The following is a 16,685-nucleotide window of genomic DNA, read 5'->3' as shown; positions in this document are numbered from 1 at the left end:
TGAAGAGCGGAGGCAAGTTGGGCAGTGGGAGGGAGATACCGTCATTGGCGCGGCTCACAAACAAGCCATCGTGACACTGGTAGAACGCAAGAGTGGCTTTGCTGTGCTGGCCAAAGTGCCCAACAAGTCTGCTGATTTGGTGGGTCGGGCCATTGAAGCCAAACTCAAGCCCCTGATCTCACGGGTGAAGACTTTGACGGTGGACAACGGCAAGGAGTTTGCGGATCACCAGGCCATCGATCAGACCCTTGGCATCCAGACCTACTTTGCCGATCCGTATTGCAGTTGGCAGCGCGGCAGCAACGAGAACTTCAATGGTTTGCTGCGCCAATACATTCCCAAGAAGCGGCGCATGGAAACTGTCACCGATGAGGAGTTGACTATGATTGAAAACAGATTGAATCACCGCCCCAGAAAGCGGCTGGGATTCAAGACACCCCACGAGGTGTTTCACGCCTCGTTAAACCGTGTTGCACCTCGTACTTGAATCCGCCAACTAAAAATCATTCTATTGAAAAAAATTGAAATTTTTAGTGAGCTCAGACGAAGGGTTCTTGGTCAGACTCATAGGCGGAAATGCGGCACTTGTACAGGGTGCTAGGGCCCTGATTGGTGGTACTCACGTTTGACATGTATTGAGGCAATGGCTGGTTTTTGGACGTGGTGTACGTAGTAGTTTGTGCGAGCGCGTGCTCTCGGTGGTGGGCATTGTGTGGGGGAGGGGGCTGTGCTGGCGTAGGGATAACTGTGGCGTCAGGATGGCGGATGTCGTTCAGTCACGGGCACAATCCGGACATGACCGACACCTCCAACGACATCCCTATCAAAGACACCGTGCGCTGGCTGGAGCGCGCCGTGATTGGCCTCAACCTGTGCCCCTTTGCCAAAGCCCCGCATGTGAAGGGCCAAATCCATTACGCCGTCAGCGAAGCCAAGGGCCTGGAGGGCCTGCGCGATGAGTTGATTGAGCAATTGCAGGCCCTGGCCGCCATGCCTGCCGAGGAGCGCGAGACCGTGTTGCTGATCGTGCCGCACATGCTGCGCGATTTTTTGGATTTCAACGACTTTCTGGACGAGGCCGATGGCGTGTTGCAGGAGCTCGACCTGGAAGGCGAATTCCAGATCGCAAGCTTTCACCCCGACTTTCAGTTTGCGGACACCGAGCCCGATGACATCACCAACTTCACCAACCGCTCGCCTTACCCGACGCTGCACCTGATCCGAGAAGCCAGCATTGACCGGGCGGTGGAAGCTTTTCCTGAAGCCGAAATGATTTACGAGACCAATATGGCGACGATGGAAAAGCTGGGCTTGGATGGCTGGACAAAACTGGATGTGGGACCCACGCCATGAAGAAAAAAACCCCCGCCGTTGACAGCCAGGCCTTGCCGCCCGAAGTGCGCCCCGGCCAATCGGTGGAGCTGCTCAAACAACTCCACATCCTGACCCGCGAAGGCAAGCTCAACCAGGACTCGCGTCGCAAGCTCAAGCAGGTCTACCACCTGTTCCAGTTCATCGAAAAGCTGCTTTTGGAGTTGCCAGCCAGCGACAGCGGCCCCACGCTGGCCGACCACGGCGCAGGCAAGTCGTATCTGGGCTTCATCATTTACGACCTGTTTTTCAAGGCGCTGGGTCAAGGCACGATTTACGGCATCGAAACCCGCAGCGAGCTGGTGGAGTCGTCCAAGGCTTTGGCCCAGCGGCTGGGTTTTGAGCGCATGCGTTTTCTGAACGTGAGCGTGGCCGAATCCACGCAAAGCGATGAACTGCCTGATCAGATCGACGTGGTCACGGCCTTGCACGCCTGCGACACGGCCACCGACGACGCCATCGCTTTTGGCCTGCAAAAGAAAGCCCGCTTCATGGTGCTGGTGCCCTGTTGTCAGGCCGAACTGGCCCGAGCGCTCAACCAAAACAAGGCGCTGAATTTGCAGCGCACGCCTTTGGCCGAGCTGTGGCGTCACCCCCTGCACACCCGCGAAGTAGGCAGCCAACTGACCAATGTGCTGCGCTGCCTATATCTGGAGTCACAGGGCTACCAGGTCACGGTGACCGAGCTGGTGGGCTGGGAGCACAGCATGAAAAATGAGCTGATACTGGCCAAGTACACCGGCCAGAAAAAACGCGCATCCGGCGAGCGCCTGCTGGCGCTGCTGCAAGAGTTTGGGGTGGAGGGGTTGATGGGGGAGCGGTATCCGTTGGTAGAAGTTATCGCCCAGGCGTGAGGCCGCGCTCATCTGTTCTGTGATCAAAAAGCTGCACATGGTAGGAGCCAGCCCTACTGGCGATATGACGCTTGTGGGCCACGGGCTTTTCGCTTGCAGGGCAAGCTCCTACAAAACCTTAGCAAGTAGAAGAGCCTTCGGTGTCAAAAATCAAAACTCATGGTATCGGATGAAGTGATCTGGAGCTGTTGCTGATGCATGCATCAAGCCCCATCCCCAGCACCTGCGCCTCAATGCTGCCCGCGCCCACGCTGTACAGCCCCTCGGACATGACTGAAAAGTTCTGTGTCCAACGGCCGCTTTGCAGGGGTTCTGCATAGATACGGGGCAGGTGTATGTCCCAGGCTGATCGGTGGTCTGGCTGTGGAGTGGGCGCACTCAGGCGATGCATGGGGTAGCGGCAAACCAGGGCGCCGGTGGCGTCACTCAGGGTCAGGTACAGGCATTCTCCGGGGGCTAAAGCTTGTTCCAGTTCGCACTGAACCCGGCAGGTGGCGTGGTTGGCGCCGATGAAGGCATTGAGGGGGCGTTCGCTCGGGTGGGCGATTGGGGTCAGATGCTGCAAGCGATCACCGAAGCCATAGATCCGATCGTGGGCCAGATGGTGGTCGCGCACGGCGGGCCAGACGTGCTGGCGCAAAAACAGTTGGTCGGCGTAGCGACGCCAGGCGGCGTCGCCTTGAGCCTTCACAAAGTCATCGATGCTTTGGGCGATGCCGCGCAGCACGCCTGAGCGGATGCCCAGCAGCCCCGCCAGGATGAGTTCGGTGTGGCAGCAGTCGTCGCGAATGATGTGAAACGCCTGACCCGATTGGCGCCATTGCTGCACGGCCTGCGCTTCACGGGCATCGATGAGGGCGTCCACATCGCGCACCAGAACGCAATCGGCCTGTGCATCGTCCATGGCTAAAAAACGCCAAAACGTGGCGGGCAGTTGCAGGCCTTGGGCGTGCATGGGTATGCACTGTGCGCCCAGGCTGCGCAGTCGCTGCACCAGAGCGGGGGGCACCGTGTCGTCCAGATAAAAACGGCAGACAAAATCGGGCAAATGCACGCGTGCGGCCAGCACATTGAGCACGGCCATTTCGCAATAGCGAGGCAGCTGGCCGTAAAGGCTGAAAGACACGAGATTCAGGGGGCCGTGATAGGGCGCTTGCAAGTTGCTAAAGCTGCGCGGGGGCAGGCTTTGGCAGGCCTCTTCGTCCTTGATATGCAGGGCTGCGCGCCCCATGTCCACGGCGCGCGGGTGTTCGCACAGCTCGTAAAGTGCATGCGCCAGATTGGCCAGCACGTACATATTGCGCGGCTGCAAGGCCTGGGCCTGTTCGTAGAACACGCAAGACAGGCGGTGTTCGGCCAGGATCAGGTGCGCAAAACCCAGCTGCTCATACACATAGGCCAGGTGCTCGTCGCTGTTAACCCGCTTGAGCAATTCGCGCGCCGCTGCGATGGCGCCTTGGGGGGCGGCATACACCTGGGACTCGACTTGCTTGACCAAGTGGGCCAAGTCTTCGGGGAAATGAACCGCCATGAGCAAGGGTGTTTGGGGCTGAGCGTCTTCACTGGCGGGTGTGTGCCTTGGGCGCATGGGCTGCAGTGAGCCGCTGCGGCTTCGCGCCCTCGGCGTTTATTCCGCCTCGATTTTTGCGTCGCGGATGGCCTTGGCCCACTTGGCGGTTTCCGCCTTTGAGCGCTGCGCCAGGGCCTCTGGCGAGGCCGGGGCGGTTTCAAAACCCAAGGCTGCAAAGCGTTCTTGCACATCCTTGTCATTGGCTGCGGCGTTGGCGGCTTTGTTGAGTTTGGCGATCACGTCTGGCGGTGTGCCTGCAGGCGCAAACATGGCGAAGTAGGCGATCAGCTCATAGTCCTTGAAGCCCAGTGCCTCATTGACTGTGGGCAATTCGGGAATGGCTTTGGAGCGCTGGGTGGATGTGACCGCCAGGCCACGGATTTTGCCGGCCTTGATCTGGGGCAGCATCACCGCAAAGTCGGCCGTGAAGAGGTTGACTTGGCCGCCGATGAGGTCCGTCATGGCAGCCGGACCGCTTTTGTAGGGCACATAGGTCATCTCGATGCCCGCCATGTGGGAGAGCACTTCGGTGGACACGCGCTGAGATGTGCTGGCGCTGGCGTAGGTCAGCTGGTTGGGTTTGCTCTTGGCCAAGGCCACCAGTTCTTTGAGGTTTTTAACGGGCACGTCGTTGTTGACGGCCACGACCAGCGGCACTGAGCCGAGGTAAGCAATGGGCGCGAAGGCCGTGTCCTGGTCGTAAGGCAGTTTTTTCATCAGGCTTTTGAGTGCCGCATTGGTGCTGTTGGTGCCGACCAGCAGGGTGTAGCCATCGGGTGCCGATTTAGCCACCAGGTCAGCGCCGAGCATGCCGTTCACACCGGCCTTGTTTTCCACCACGATGGGCTGGCCCAGGGATTCAGACATTTTTTGGGCAAAGGCGCGGCCAATCTGGTCAGTGGCGCTGCCCGCCGCAAAGGGCACGACGGCCTTGATCGGCTTGTTGGGGTAAGTCTGCGCATGCAGCGTGGGGGCGGTCAATGCAAGCGCAAAGCTCAACAAGCCAACGAAGTGAGTGGTTTTCATGGGTTCTCCGGGTTCAAGTTGCAAGTTTTATTCAATCACAAGGGTGAGCAGGTGCGCACTTAGGCATTTCCCGTGGGCATCCAGAGCCAGCGAGCGAGTCACGCCGCCGCCCAGCGCGTTGTGCATGACAAAGTTGAGGGCGCCCAGTTGGGGCAGCGCGTAGCGTTCTACCGGGCCGTGCACGGTGCCTGCAAAGTGGGCTTGTACGCGTTCGGCGCTCAGGTGGTGTTCCAGCAGGGCAAAGTCCTTTTTGTCGTAGGCGATGACCGACAAGGTGGACCGGTTGCCTTTGTCGCCGGTGCGGGTGTGGGCGATGTCGCGCAGCAGCATGTCAGTGGTCCTGTGAGAGCAGCACGGTGGTGGTGTGTACGGCGCTGCGCGGCATGAGCACGGCGGCGGCGGCAATCACTTCGCGCACTGCGCGTGTGGCACCACCGCCACCGGCCGGGCCGTTGGTGTAAAGCGCTTCGACTTCGTGCGCCACATGCTGGGCGTGTTGTTGGGTGGGCACGCGAAGGGCCACGCGGGCGCGCACTTCGGCGGGCTCTGACGGTGCTTGGCTGGAGGCCCCGAAGATCGCGTTCACGCCGATCAGGTCGTAACGGCCTTCGAACTCGCCATATCCGGAATCGGCCAGCCGTTGTCGCACCAGCTCCAGCGCGAGTTGCCCCCGCGCCTGCGCACCCGGCCCGGCGTAGCTGATTTGCCCTTCACCAATGAAGCCGTCGCGGTAACCCAGCGTGACCTTGAGCGTGTCGGTGCGCGGATGGCCGTTGCCACCGGTCACCTGAACGCGGTCCGTTCCCAGCTGCGTCAGTTGTACCTGAGAAAAATCGGCCACCACATCGGGCTGCAGGTAGCGCGCGGGGTTCTCGATTTCGTAGAGCAGTTGCTCGGTGCAGGTGGCCACTGTGACGCAACCGCCAGAACCCGCCACTTTGGTGATGACCGCATCACCCGAGGTGCTGACTTCGGCCAGTGGAAAGCCCAGTCGGGCCATGTGGGGCACGTCCTTGTAGCCCGGGTCGGCAAAGTAGCCGCCCGTGATCTGCGCCGCGCATTCCAGCAAATGCCCGACCAGCACGCCTTTGCCCAGGCTTTGCCAGTCGTCGGGTGCCCAGCCAAAGTGGTGCATCAAGGGTGCCAAAAACAGGGCTGGATCGGCCACGCGGCCGGTGATGATGACTTGGGCATCGGTGAGCAGCGCGGGCAGCAAGGCTTCGGCCCCTAAATAGGCATTGGCCGAAATCAGTTGGGCTTGCAAGTCGACCAGGGTTTGCGTGCTCTCCAGCACGGGCAGCGCCAAGCCGGTTTGGGTCAGGGTGGCCAGCACATCGTCGCCCAGCACGACCGCCACTTTGAGCTGCGGCAAGCCCAATTCCCGGGCCACGGCCAGCACCGCGTGCCCGGCCTGCAGCGGGTTGGCCGCGCCCATGTTGCTGATGATGCGGGTGCCTTGGGCCAGGCAGGCGGGCAGCACGGCGCGCATGCGGGCTGCCAGCATCAGGTCAAAGCCTGCATCCGGGTCTTTGGATCGCTCCAGTTGTGCCAAGGCAATCGTGCGCTCGGCCAGGCACTCGAATACGAGATAGTCCAGTTGGCCTTTTTCTGCCAGTTCAAGTGCGGGCGGGATGCGGTCACCCGCATAACCTGCGCCTGCGCCAATTCGGATAGTTGTCTTCATGCCTTAAGCATAAGCAAAACAACCCCTACTTTTTGTCTCCTTGGCTTTTATTGAGATCTGGCCAGTCAAGAATCAAGGTTTGAATTGATCAAGTTCTTGAATTAATTGAAAGATGTTGGCTTTAATTGCACCTTCATTTGCCAATTGCATCCGCTGTGCTGCGGCAAAGGCCTCTGAAAACTTTGTGGTGTGATTTGAGGAGATGACTTTAGTCAGGGCTACTTTCCTTGTCTTTTTGTTGATCAAGGAATAACGAACATTTGATCTGACGGTGAAATCCAGACCGAAAGCGGGTTGATCAAGCCCGAGCAAGTCTGCAGTCAATTCGTATTGGCTGCTGGAGAAATGAGGGTTGAAAAAGCCATTCGCTTTTAGTGATTCTTCAAGCGCACGTTGGAATGCATCGCTTGATACCTTTGATGCCCACAATGGGTTGGTTTCCATGCCGCCGGTTACTTCAACGCGCCCTATTGACCCCTTCAGTTCTTCAGAAACGGGTTTCGATAACTTGTCATGAACGGCCATCTGCTCAATACGAGCGGGACCAGCGCATGCCACCAGCAACCCTGCCATGAGCAGCAGGGAAGTCAATTTCAATGTTGAGGTAAACCGAATCATGGGTTGAGTCAGCTGCATTTTTTCTGGGTTGCGGCAGATTGAAGGGCTTCAAATTCACCTTTGAGTCTGCCTAACTCTGCTTCTTGCTGCTTTGTGCCACCAAGAGCGAAAAGTGCGGGCCAAAAGAGTAGCCCGCCGCCAACTAAGATGGCTTTGTCATTGGTTGCGGCTTGATCTAGACGACCCGTCAATTCATTTACTCGACCACCCAAGCGCCCCATTTCCGAACGAATTTGATCGCAGTCGTAATTCGAGTACTGGGTTGGTGAGACGTAGGTTGCCGTCACATCTTTGCCTGCAGTTGCGCACCCACTTAAAAAAGCTAGGGCGATCAAAATTGTGCCTATGCGTTTGGGTTCGAGGTTCATTGTTTTTTTCCGTTCAAAAAGTTAGTTTGTGGCTAATGTGTGAATTAGTGTGTGTATGAATTAAAGCACAAAATTGATAAAGGTTGTCGTGAAAAACGACCAAAACAACCTTATCCAACGCCAGTTTGGTTTGCGCCTTAAAGAGTTGAGAGACGCCAAAGGCATGACGCAAGAAGACCTTGCAGAAAAAGCCGAACTGTTTAGAACTTATCTCAGCCGGATCGAGACGGGTAGTGCAAACCCGACGTTGACGGTGATACATCAATTGGCCAGAGCGGTGGAAGAAACGCCTAGCAGCTTGCTGGAGCCACCAACGATCAATAAAGTGCCTAGGCGCACGCGTTCCAGTCAGCCTATTTCAAGAGGTCGGATTTGAGGAGCACAGTTTAATTGGGGTCAGATCCCAATTAAACTGCCGCCTTGTCACAGGGAGTCTTGAACCATGGCCCGCCAGCCCCGCCTCACCGTTGCCGCTTACCCGCACCACGTCATCCAGCGCGGCAATGACCGCCAGGCCATCGTTCGCGACGACGCGGACCGCGAGCGATTGCTGGCGCTGTGGCAAGAGCATGCGCAAACTTTCAAGGTGGCCATCCATGCGTATGTGATCATGGACAACCACTTCCATTTGCTGCTCACCCCAGAAACCGACGAGGGCCTGCCGCAGATGATGCAGGCGGTGGGGCGGGCTTATGTGCGCTATTTCAATTTGCGGCACCAGCGCACCGGCACTTTGTGGGAAGGCCGCTACCGCAGCAACCTCATTGAGAGTGAGCGCTATCTTTTGGCCTGCATGGTCTACATCGACCTGAACCCGGTGCGGGCGGGCATGGTGGGGCAAGCCGCCGACTTCAAATGGTCCAGCCACAGGCACTGTATTGGTCAGTTGAGCGACAAGTTGGTGACGCCCCATGCCCTGTTTTGGGGCTTGGGCAACACCCCTTTTGCCCGTGAGGCGGCTTATGCCGAGTTGGTGCAGACGGGCCTGGCGCTGCGGGAAAAGGACCAGCTCACGCAAAGTGCCTTGTCGGGCTGGGCGCTGGGGTCGGCCCATTTTGTCAGTGGTTTGCAGCAAACCACACAGCGGCGCTTGGTGCCGGGCAAGGCGGGTCGACCTGCCAAAAAGACCCTCGATTGAATCTGTCCCCGATTAATTCAAAGCCAACTCAAAAGCCAAATTAATTGGGATCTGACCCCAATTAAAAAATTTGGCATGGATGCTGCAGTGCACTACACTCTCCGGTCTGCGTGAAAACCCTTAGGAGCGCCCATGACTTCGGCCAGTGCAAAAGAACATTTCCAATCGACCGGTCTGTATGACCCCGCCAACGAGCACGATGCTTGTGGTGTCGGCTTTGTGGCCCACATCAAAGGTCAAAAGACCCACGCCATCGTGACGCAGGCGCTGAAGATTCTGGAAAACCTGGACCACCGGGGTGCGGTCGGTGCGGACGCGCTCATGGGCGACGGTGCCGGTATCCTGATCCAGTTGCCCGATGCGCTGTATCGCGACGAGATGGCCAAACAAGGCGTGGCCTTGCCGCCCTTCGGCGAATACGGCGTGGGCATGGTGTTCTTGCCCAAAGAGCATGCTTCGCGCATGGCTTGCGAGCAAGAGCTCGAGCGTGCCGTCAAGGCCGAAGGCCAGATCGTGCTGGGCTGGCGCGATGTGCCCGTGAATCGCGACATGCCCATGTCGCCCACCGTGCGCCAAAAAGAGCCGGTCATGCGCCAGATCTTCATCGGACGTGGTGCTGACGTGATCGTGCAAGACGCTTTGGAGCGCAAGCTGTACGTGATCCGCAAGACCGCCAGCGCCGCCATCCAGAACCTGCGCCTGACGCACAGCAACGAGTACTACATCCCCAGCATGTCCAGCCGCACGGCGGTCTACAAGGGCTTGCTGCTGGCCGACCAAGTGGGCACCTATTACCTGGACCTGCAAGACGAGCGCTGCGTCTCGGCTTTGGGCCTGGTGCACCAGCGTTTCTCCACCAACACCTTCCCCGAGTGGCCATTGGCTCACCCCTACCGCTATGTGGCGCACAACGGCGAGATCAACACCGTCAAGGGCAACTACAACTGGATGAAGGCCCGCGAAGGCGTGATGTCTTCGCCCGTGCTCGCCAATGACCTGCAAAAGCTCTACCCCATCAGCTTCGCCGGTCAGTCCGACACTGCGACCTTTGACAACTGCCTCGAACTGCTGACGATGGCGGGTTACCCCATCAGCCAGGCGGTGATGATGATGATCCCCGAGCCTTGGGAGCAGCACACCACCATGGACGAGCGCCGCAAGGCCTTCTACGAGTACCACGCTGCCATGCTCGAGCCATGGGACGGCCCCGCTTCGATCGTGTTCACCGACGGCCGCCAGATCGGCGCCACGCTGGACCGCAACGGCCTGCGCCCCTCGCGTTACATCATCACCGACGACGACATGGTCATCATGGGTTCGGAAACCGGCGTGCTGCCGATTCCCGAAAGCAAGATCGTGCGCAAGTGGCGTCTGCAACCCGGCAAGATGTTCCTGATCGATCTGGAACAAGGCCGCATGATCAACGACGAAGAGTTGAAAGCCGGTTTGGCCAGCGCCAAGCCCTACAAGCAGTGGATCGAAAACTTGCGTGTCAAGCTGGACGACGTGGCCGCAGCCCCCGTGCAAGCAGCCGCCTCCGACGTGCCTTTGCTCGACCTGCAACAAGCCTTTGGCACCACACAAGAAGACATCAAGTTCTTGTTGGCCCCCATGGCCTCGGCTGGTGAAGAAGCCATTGGCTCCATGGGCAACGACAGCCCGCTGGCCGTGCTGTCTGACAAGAACAAGCCGCTGTACAACTACTTCAAGCAGTTGTTTGCGCAAGTGACCAACCCCCCGATTGACCCGATCCGCGAAGCGATCGTGATGTCGCTGGTGTCCTTCATCGGCCCCAAGCCGAACCTGCTGGACATCAACCAGGTCAACCCGCCCATGCGCCTCGAAGTGAGCCAGCCGATTCTGGACTTTGACGACATGGCCAAGCTGCGCAACATCGAGCAAGCCACCAAAGGCAAGTTCAAGAGCGCCACGCTCGACATCACTTACCCCGCGCTGTGGGGCCGCGAAGGCGTGGAAGCCAAGCTGGCATCGCTGTGCGCCGAAGCGGTGGATGCCATCAAGGGCGGCCACAATATCCTGATCATCAGCGACCGTGGCGTGAACGCCACCCAAGTGGCCGTGCCCGCACTGCTGGCTCTGTCGGCCATCCACCAGCACCTGGTGACCGAGGGCTTGCGCACCACCGCTGGCTTGGTGGTCGAGACCGGCACCGCCCGCGAAGTGCACCACTTTGCGGTGTTGGCTGGTTACGGCGCAGAAGCCGTGCACCCCTACCTGGCGATGGAAACCCTGGCTGCGCTGCACAAAGAGCTGCCCGGCGACCTGTCGGCCGAGAAAGCCATCTACAACTACGTCAAGGCGATTGGCAAGGGTCTGTCCAAGATCATGTCCAAGATGGGCGTGAGCACCTACATGTCGTACTGCGGTGCTCAGTTGTTCGAAGCCATCGGCATCAACACCGAAACCATCAACAAGTACTTCACCGGCACCTCCAGCCGCGTGGGCGGCATTGGCGTGTTCGAGATCGCCGAAGAAGCCTTCCGCATGCACACCGCCGCCTTTGGTGACGACCCACTGCTGGCCACCATGCTGGACGCTGGCGGCGAATACGCCTGGCGAGCCCGTGGTGAAGAGCACATGTGGACGCCCGACGCGATTGCCAAGTTGCAGCACTCCACCCGTGCCAACAACTTCAGTACCTACAAGGAATACGCCCAAATCATCAACGACCAAAGCAAGCGCCACATGACGCTGCGCGGTTTGTTTGAGTTCAAGATTGACCCATCCAAAGCCATCCCGCTGGAGCAGGTCGAGCCTGCGGCCGAGATCGTCAAGCGTTTTGCCACTGGCGCGATGTCGCTGGGTTCGATCTCCACCGAGGCGCACGCCACCTTGGCCGTGGCCATGAACCGCATCGGCGGCAAGAGCAACACGGGCGAGGGCGGTGAAGACGCCAACCGTTACCGCAACGAACTCAAGGGCATCCCGATCAAGTTGGGCGATTCCTTGAAGAGCGTGATCGGCGAAGAGAACGTCGAAGTCGACATGCCTTTGGCCGCCGGTGACAGCCTGCGCTCCAAGATCAAGCAAGTGGCTTCTGGCCGTTTTGGTGTGACCGCCGAATACCTGTCGAGCGCCGACCAGATCCAGATCAAAATGGCCCAGGGCGCCAAGCCCGGTGAAGGTGGTCAGTTGCCTGGCGGCAAAGTGTCCGACTACATCGGCAAGCTGCGCCACTCGGTGCCCGGTGTCGGCCTGATTTCGCCACCACCGCACCACGACATTTACTCCATCGAGGACTTGGCCCAGCTGATCCACGACCTGAAGAACGTGGCCCCCCACAGCGACATCAGCGTCAAGCTCGTGTCCGAAATCGGCGTCGGCACCATTGCTGCCGGTGTGGCCAAGTGCAAGGCCGATCACGTCGTGATCGCTGGTCACGACGGCGGCACGGGCGCATCGCCCTGGTCGTCGGTCAAGCATGCCGGCTCACCTTGGGAAATCGGTCTGGCCGAAACCCAGCAGACCCTGGTGCTCAACGGCCTGCGTGGTCGCATCCGTGTGCAGGCCGACGGCCAGATGAAGACCGGCCGTGACGTGGCGATTGGCGCATTGCTCGGCGCGGACGAGTTCGGCTTTGCCACCGCCCCGCTGGTGGTCGAGGGCTGCATAATGATGCGCAAGTGCCACCTGAACACCTGCCCTGTGGGTGTGGCCACGCAAGACCCGACTTTGCGCGCCAAGTTCACCGGCAAGCCTGAGCACGTCGTGAACTACTTCTTCTTCATCGCTGAAGAAGTGCGCCAGATCATGGCCCAGTTGGGTATCGCCAAATTTGACGACTTGGTGGGCCGCGCCGACCTGCTCGACATGAAGAGCGGTGTGGAACACTGGAAAGCCAAGGGCCTGGACTTTGGTCGCTTGTTGGCTGTGCCGCAAGTGGCCTCCACCGTGGCTGTGCGCCATGTGGACATCCAAGACCACGGTTTGGAAAAAGCCCTGGACAACGTGCTGATCGCCAAGAGCCGCGCCGCCATCGACAAGGGCGAAAAAGTGCAGTTCATGGAAGTTGCCCGCAACGTGAACCGCTCGGTCGGTGCCATGTTGTCTGGCGCGGTGACCAAGGTGCACCCCGAAGGTTTGCCTGACGACACCCTGCGTATTCAATTGGAAGGTACAGGCGGTCAGTCTTTCGGTGCATTTCTGGCCAAGGGCATCACGCTGTACCTGATCGGCGAAGCCAACGACTACACCGGCAAAGGTTTGTCCGGTGGTCGCATCGTGGTGCGCCCGAGCCTGGAGTTCCGTGGCGTGGCCTCGCAAAACATCATCGTGGGCAACACCGTCATGTACGGTGCAACCACGGGTGAAGCCTTCTTTGCTGGCGTGGCCGGTGAGCGCTTTGCAGTGCGCCTGTCAGGCGCCACCGCCGTGGTCGAAGGCACAGGCGACCACGGTTGCGAATACATGACCGGCGGCACTGTTGCGGTGCTGGGCAAGACCGGCCGCAACTTCGGCGCAGGCATGAGCGGCGGTATCGCTTATGTGTATGACGAAGACGGAGAGTTCGCTTCACGCTGCAACACCGCCATGGTCAGCATGGAAAAAGTGCTGACAGTGGCCGAGCAGGAAGCGCAAGTGGACCGCAAGGTCTGGCACCGCGATCAGGCTGACGAAGCACAACTCAAGAAACTGCTGGAAGAGCACCACAAGTGGACCGGCAGCCAGCGCGCCCGCGAGTTGCTGGACAACTGGGCCACGGCACGCGCCAAGTTCGTGAAGGTGTTCCCGAACGAATACAAGCGCGCCTTGGGCGAGATCAACGCACGCAAAGCGGCGAATGCGGCCAAGGCCGCCAAGCCTGTTGCCGCCTGAGCCCCACGTCAAGAATCGAAGGAAACATCATGGGAAAAATCACAGGTTTCATGGAATTTGAGCGCATCGAAGAAGGCTACAAACCCGTTGCCGAGCGCTTGAAGAACTACGGCGAGTTCGTGATCGGCTTGACACCCGAGCAGTCCAAAACGCAAGCGGCCCGTTGCATGGACTGCGGTACACCGTTTTGCAACAACGGCTGCCCGGTCAACAACATCATCCCGGACTTCAACGACCTGGTGTACCAGGGTGACTGGAAGAACGCGATCGAGGTGCTGCACAGCACCAACAACTTCCCCGAGTTCACTGGTCGCATCTGCCCCGCACCTTGCGAAGCAGCCTGCGTGGTCAACTTCAACGACGATGCGGTGGGCATCAAGTCGATTGAGCACGCCATCATCGACCGCGCCTGGGCCGAAGGCTGGGTCACGCCCCGCCCTGCCAAGGTCAAGACCGGCAAGACTGTGGCTGTAATCGGCGCAGGCCCCGCAGGTCTGGCCGCAGCCCAGCAGCTGGCGCGTGCAGGCCACGACGTGACCTTGTTCGAAAAGAACGACCGCGTGGGTGGTTTGCTGCGTTATGGCATCCCCGACTTCAAGATGGAAAAGACGCACATCGACCGCCGCGTCCAGCAGCTCGAAGCCGAAGGCGTGAAGATCCGCACCAGCGTGCTGGTGGGCGAGTGGCCCAAGGATTCCAAGGTCACCAACTGGGCCAAGGAAACCATCAGCGCCGAGCAGCTCAAGAAGGACTTTGACGCCGTGCTGCTCACAGGCGGCTCCGAGCAGTCGCGTGACCTGCCCGTGCCGGGCCGCGACCTGGACGGCATCCATTTCGCCATGGAATTCCTGCCCCAGCAAAACAAGGTCAACGCGGGCGACAAGCTCAAAGGCCAATTGCGCGCTGACGGCAAAAACGTCATCGTGATCGGTGGCGGCGACACCGGCAGCGACTGCGTGGGCACCAGCACACGCCACGGCGCCGTGAGCGTCACCCAGTTCGAGGTGATGCCCGAGCCGCCCGAAAAAGAAAACAAAGCGATGGTCTGGCCTTACTGGCCCATGAAGCTGCGCACCAGCTCCAGCCACGACGAGAGCGCGGAAAAAGGTCTGCTCAAGCGCGAGTTCGCCATCTCCACCAAGGAGTTTATGGGCGAAAAGGGCAAAGTCACCGGTCTCAAAACCGTGCACGTCGAGTTCAAGGACGGCAAGATGGTTGAAATTCCTGGCACCGAGAAGGAATACAAAGCCGATCTGGTGTTGTTGGCCATGGGCTTTACCAACCCGGTCGCCACCGTGCTCGACGCCTTTGGCATCGACAAGGATGCCCGTGGCAACGCCAAGGCCAGTACCGACTTCACAGGCGGCTATGCCACCAATGTGAACAAAGTGTTTGCTGCCGGCGACATGCGCCGGGGGCAATCTCTGGTGGTGTGGGCCATCCGCGAAGGCCGTCAAGCCGCACGCGCGGTCGACGAATTCCTGATGGGGAAAAGCGACTTGCCTCGCTGAGGGGGATTTGCTTCTAGGTACAATCCCTGAAACCAAGGTTTACAGCTTGTTAACCTTGGGAGATTAATATCACAAGAGCCGGTTTTTCCGGCTTTTGTTTTTCATGAATAAATCGAACCCTCCCCCCCTTGTTGAAATCCGTGACCTGAGCTTTGGCTATGGGGACCGTGTCATTTTGAAGAACCTGAGCTTCAATGTGCCGCGTGGAAAAGTCACGGCCTTGATGGGTGTTTCCGGAGGGGGCAAAACCACGGTTCTGCGTCTGATTGGCGGACAAATTCGGGCCACTCAAGGCCAAGTCTTGTTCGATGGTGCCGACATCACCCGCATGCATCAAGCCGATTTGTATGCGGCTCGCCGACGTATGGGCATGCTGTTTCAGTTTGGTGCACTGTTCACCGACATGAGCGTGTTCGACAACGTGGCGTTTCCGCTGCGCGAGCACACAGCATTGTCCGAGGACCTGATCCGGGACATCGTGCTCATGAAGCTGGATGCGGTGGGCCTTCGCGGTGCGCGTGACCTCAAGCCGTCCGAGATTTCCGGGGGCATGAGCCGCCGTGTGGCGCTGGCGCGGGCCATTGCGCTGGACCCGGATCTGATCATGTACGACGAACCCTTTGCGGGACTGGATCCCATTTCATTGGGCACGGCCGCACGCTTGATCCGCCGTCTGAACGACAGCCTGGGCATCACCAGCGTGGTCGTCTCCCACGATGTGACGGAAACTTTCGAGATTGCCGACCATGTCGTGATTTTGGCCAACGGCGATGTGGCGGCGCAGGGCACTCCGGCCGAGTTGCGAGTGAGCACCGACCCTTTGATTCATCAGTTTGTGCATGCCTTGAGCGATGGCCCGGTGCCCTTTCACTACCCCGCACCCAGCGCAGCGCAGGACTACGACAGGAGCGCCGCATGAACGTGTTGAACATGCTGGCCGCCTTGGGTGCGGCCACCCGTCAGGCCTTGGCCGATTGGGGCTATGGGGCACGGTTGTTTTTCAAGCTGCTGAAGATGTCGGGTGCTACGCTGCGGCGTTTTGGTCTGGTACGCGACCAGGTGCATTTTTTGGGCAATTATTCGCTGGCCATCATCACGGTGTCGGGCCTGTTCGTGGGCTTTGTGCTCGGCTTGCAGGGTTACTACACCTTGCAGCGTTATGGCTCTGCCGAGGCTTTGGGTTTGCTGGTGGCGCTGAGCCTGGTGCGTGAATTGGGCCCGGTGGTGGCTGCTTTGCTGTATGCGGGCAGGGCCGGGGCCTCACTGACGGCAGAGATCGGATTGATGCGTGCGGGCGAACAGCTCACGGCCTTGGAAATGATGGCGGTGGACCCAATTCAGCGCATTTTGGCCCCGCGCTTTTGGGGTGGCATCATCGCCTTGCCTTTGTTGGCGGCGGTGTTCAGCGCGGTGGGTATTTTGGGCGGTTATGTGGTCGGTGTCCTGCTCATTGGCGTGGATGCAGGATCGTTTTGGAGCCAGATGCAAGGTGGCGTCGATGTGTTCAAGGATGTGGGCAACGGCATCATCAAGAGCGTGGTGTTTGCCATTGCGGTGACATTCATTGCCTTGCTCCAGGGTTATGTGGCCAAGCCCACACCCGAAGGTGTGGCCAGTGCCACAACCCGCAGTGTGGTGGTTTCTTCTTTGTCGGTTTTGGGTCTGGATTTCATCCTGACCGCAATGATGTTCAGCATTTGAGGAGGACG

The 16,685-nt window shown here is 59.3% G+C and carries 15 protein-coding genes; 9 read left to right on the top strand and 6 right to left on the bottom strand.

Annotated features, from left to right (window positions below; genetic code table 11):
- The 3 genes from AMM33_RS12870 to AMM33_RS12860 all read left to right on the top strand — a co-directional run.
- Nucleotides 1–487, top strand: a 487-nt coding sequence (locus tag AMM33_RS12870) for an IS30 family transposase (RefSeq protein WP_194945438.1), incomplete at its 5' end; no start/stop codon positions are given.
- Between the two features lie 308 nt (nt 488–795).
- Nucleotides 796–1,353, top strand: coding sequence for a DUF1415 domain-containing protein (locus AMM33_RS12865; RefSeq protein ID WP_090141703.1), 558 nt, complete (start codon nt 796–798; stop codon nt 1,351–1,353).
- Nucleotides 1,350–2,225, top strand: a complete 876-nt coding sequence (locus tag AMM33_RS12860) for a class I SAM-dependent methyltransferase (protein WP_090141702.1) — start codon at nt 1,350–1,352, stop codon at nt 2,223–2,225. Before AMM33_RS12865 ends, AMM33_RS12860 begins: the two co-directional genes overlap by 4 nt.
- A gap of 157 nt (nt 2,226–2,382) precedes the next feature.
- Here the strand turns inward: AMM33_RS12860 and AMM33_RS12855 are convergent, their stop codons facing one another.
- The 6 genes from AMM33_RS12855 to AMM33_RS12830 all read right to left on the bottom strand — a co-directional run bounded on the left by AMM33_RS12855 (nt 2,383) and on the right by AMM33_RS12830 (nt 7,491).
- Complete coding sequence (locus AMM33_RS12855; RefSeq protein WP_194945437.1) at nt 2,383–3,813, bottom strand: tetratricopeptide repeat protein; 1,431 nt, start codon at nt 3,811–3,813, stop codon at nt 2,383–2,385.
- Between the two features lie 39 nt (nt 3,814–3,852).
- Nucleotides 3,853–4,821, bottom strand: coding sequence for a Bug family tripartite tricarboxylate transporter substrate binding protein (locus tag AMM33_RS12850; RefSeq protein WP_090141700.1), 969 nt, complete (start codon nt 4,819–4,821; stop codon nt 3,853–3,855).
- Between the two features lie 27 nt (nt 4,822–4,848).
- Nucleotides 4,849–5,151, bottom strand: coding sequence for an AtuA-related protein (locus tag AMM33_RS12845; protein ID WP_090141699.1), 303 nt, complete (start codon nt 5,149–5,151; stop codon nt 4,849–4,851).
- A gap of 1 nt (nt 5,152) precedes the next feature.
- Nucleotides 5,153–6,505 carry an acyclic terpene utilization AtuA family protein gene (locus AMM33_RS12840; protein WP_090141698.1) on the bottom strand — a complete coding sequence of 451 codons (1,353 nt, stop codon included), beginning with the start codon at nt 6,503–6,505 and terminating at the stop codon, nt 5,153–5,155.
- Between the two features lie 72 nt (nt 6,506–6,577).
- Nucleotides 6,578–7,141: a hypothetical protein gene (locus tag AMM33_RS12835; protein WP_090141697.1), complete on the bottom strand. Its 564-nt coding sequence runs from the start codon at nt 7,139–7,141 to the stop codon at nt 6,578–6,580.
- Entirely contained in the window at nt 7,132–7,491 is a 360-nt protein-coding gene (locus AMM33_RS12830) for a hypothetical protein (protein ID WP_090141696.1), read from the bottom strand. Before AMM33_RS12830 ends, AMM33_RS12835 begins: the two co-directional genes overlap by 10 nt.
- Nucleotides 7,492–7,579: 88 nt before the next feature.
- Between AMM33_RS12830 and AMM33_RS12825 the strand changes: the two genes are divergently transcribed.
- The 6 genes from AMM33_RS12825 to mlaE all read left to right on the top strand — a co-directional run bounded on the left by AMM33_RS12825 (nt 7,580) and on the right by mlaE (nt 16,677).
- Entirely contained in the window at nt 7,580–7,867 is a 288-nt protein-coding gene (locus AMM33_RS12825) for a helix-turn-helix domain-containing protein (RefSeq protein ID WP_228768114.1), read from the top strand.
- 66 nt (nt 7,868–7,933) lie between these two features.
- On the top strand, nt 7,934–8,629 hold the full coding sequence (locus AMM33_RS12820; RefSeq protein WP_090141695.1) for a transposase: 696 nt from the start codon (nt 7,934–7,936) through the stop codon (nt 8,627–8,629).
- Between the two features lie 132 nt (nt 8,630–8,761).
- Nucleotides 8,762–13,465, top strand: coding sequence for a glutamate synthase-related protein (locus AMM33_RS12815; RefSeq protein WP_090141694.1), 4,704 nt, complete (start codon nt 8,762–8,764; stop codon nt 13,463–13,465).
- Nucleotides 13,466–13,494: 29 nt separating this feature from the next.
- A complete protein-coding gene (locus AMM33_RS12810) occupies nt 13,495–14,976 on the top strand; it encodes a glutamate synthase subunit beta (RefSeq protein ID WP_090141693.1) in 1,482 nt (493 codons plus the stop codon).
- Between the two features lie 103 nt (nt 14,977–15,079).
- Entirely contained in the window at nt 15,080–15,895 is an 816-nt protein-coding gene (locus AMM33_RS12805; protein ID WP_090141692.1) for an ABC transporter ATP-binding protein, read from the top strand.
- Nucleotides 15,892–16,677, top strand: a complete 786-nt coding sequence (mlaE, locus tag AMM33_RS12800) for a lipid asymmetry maintenance ABC transporter permease subunit MlaE (RefSeq protein ID WP_090141691.1) — start codon at nt 15,892–15,894, stop codon at nt 16,675–16,677. The genes AMM33_RS12805 and mlaE overlap by 4 nt, the downstream gene beginning before the upstream one ends.
- Nucleotides 16,678–16,685: the final 8 nt, after the last annotated feature.

The sequence above is a fragment of the Limnohabitans sp. DM1 genome (assembly GCF_001269385.1).
Classification (GTDB): domain Bacteria; phylum Pseudomonadota; class Gammaproteobacteria; order Burkholderiales; family Burkholderiaceae_C; genus Limnohabitans_A.
This window is presented reverse-complemented; position numbering and strand designations above follow the sequence as displayed.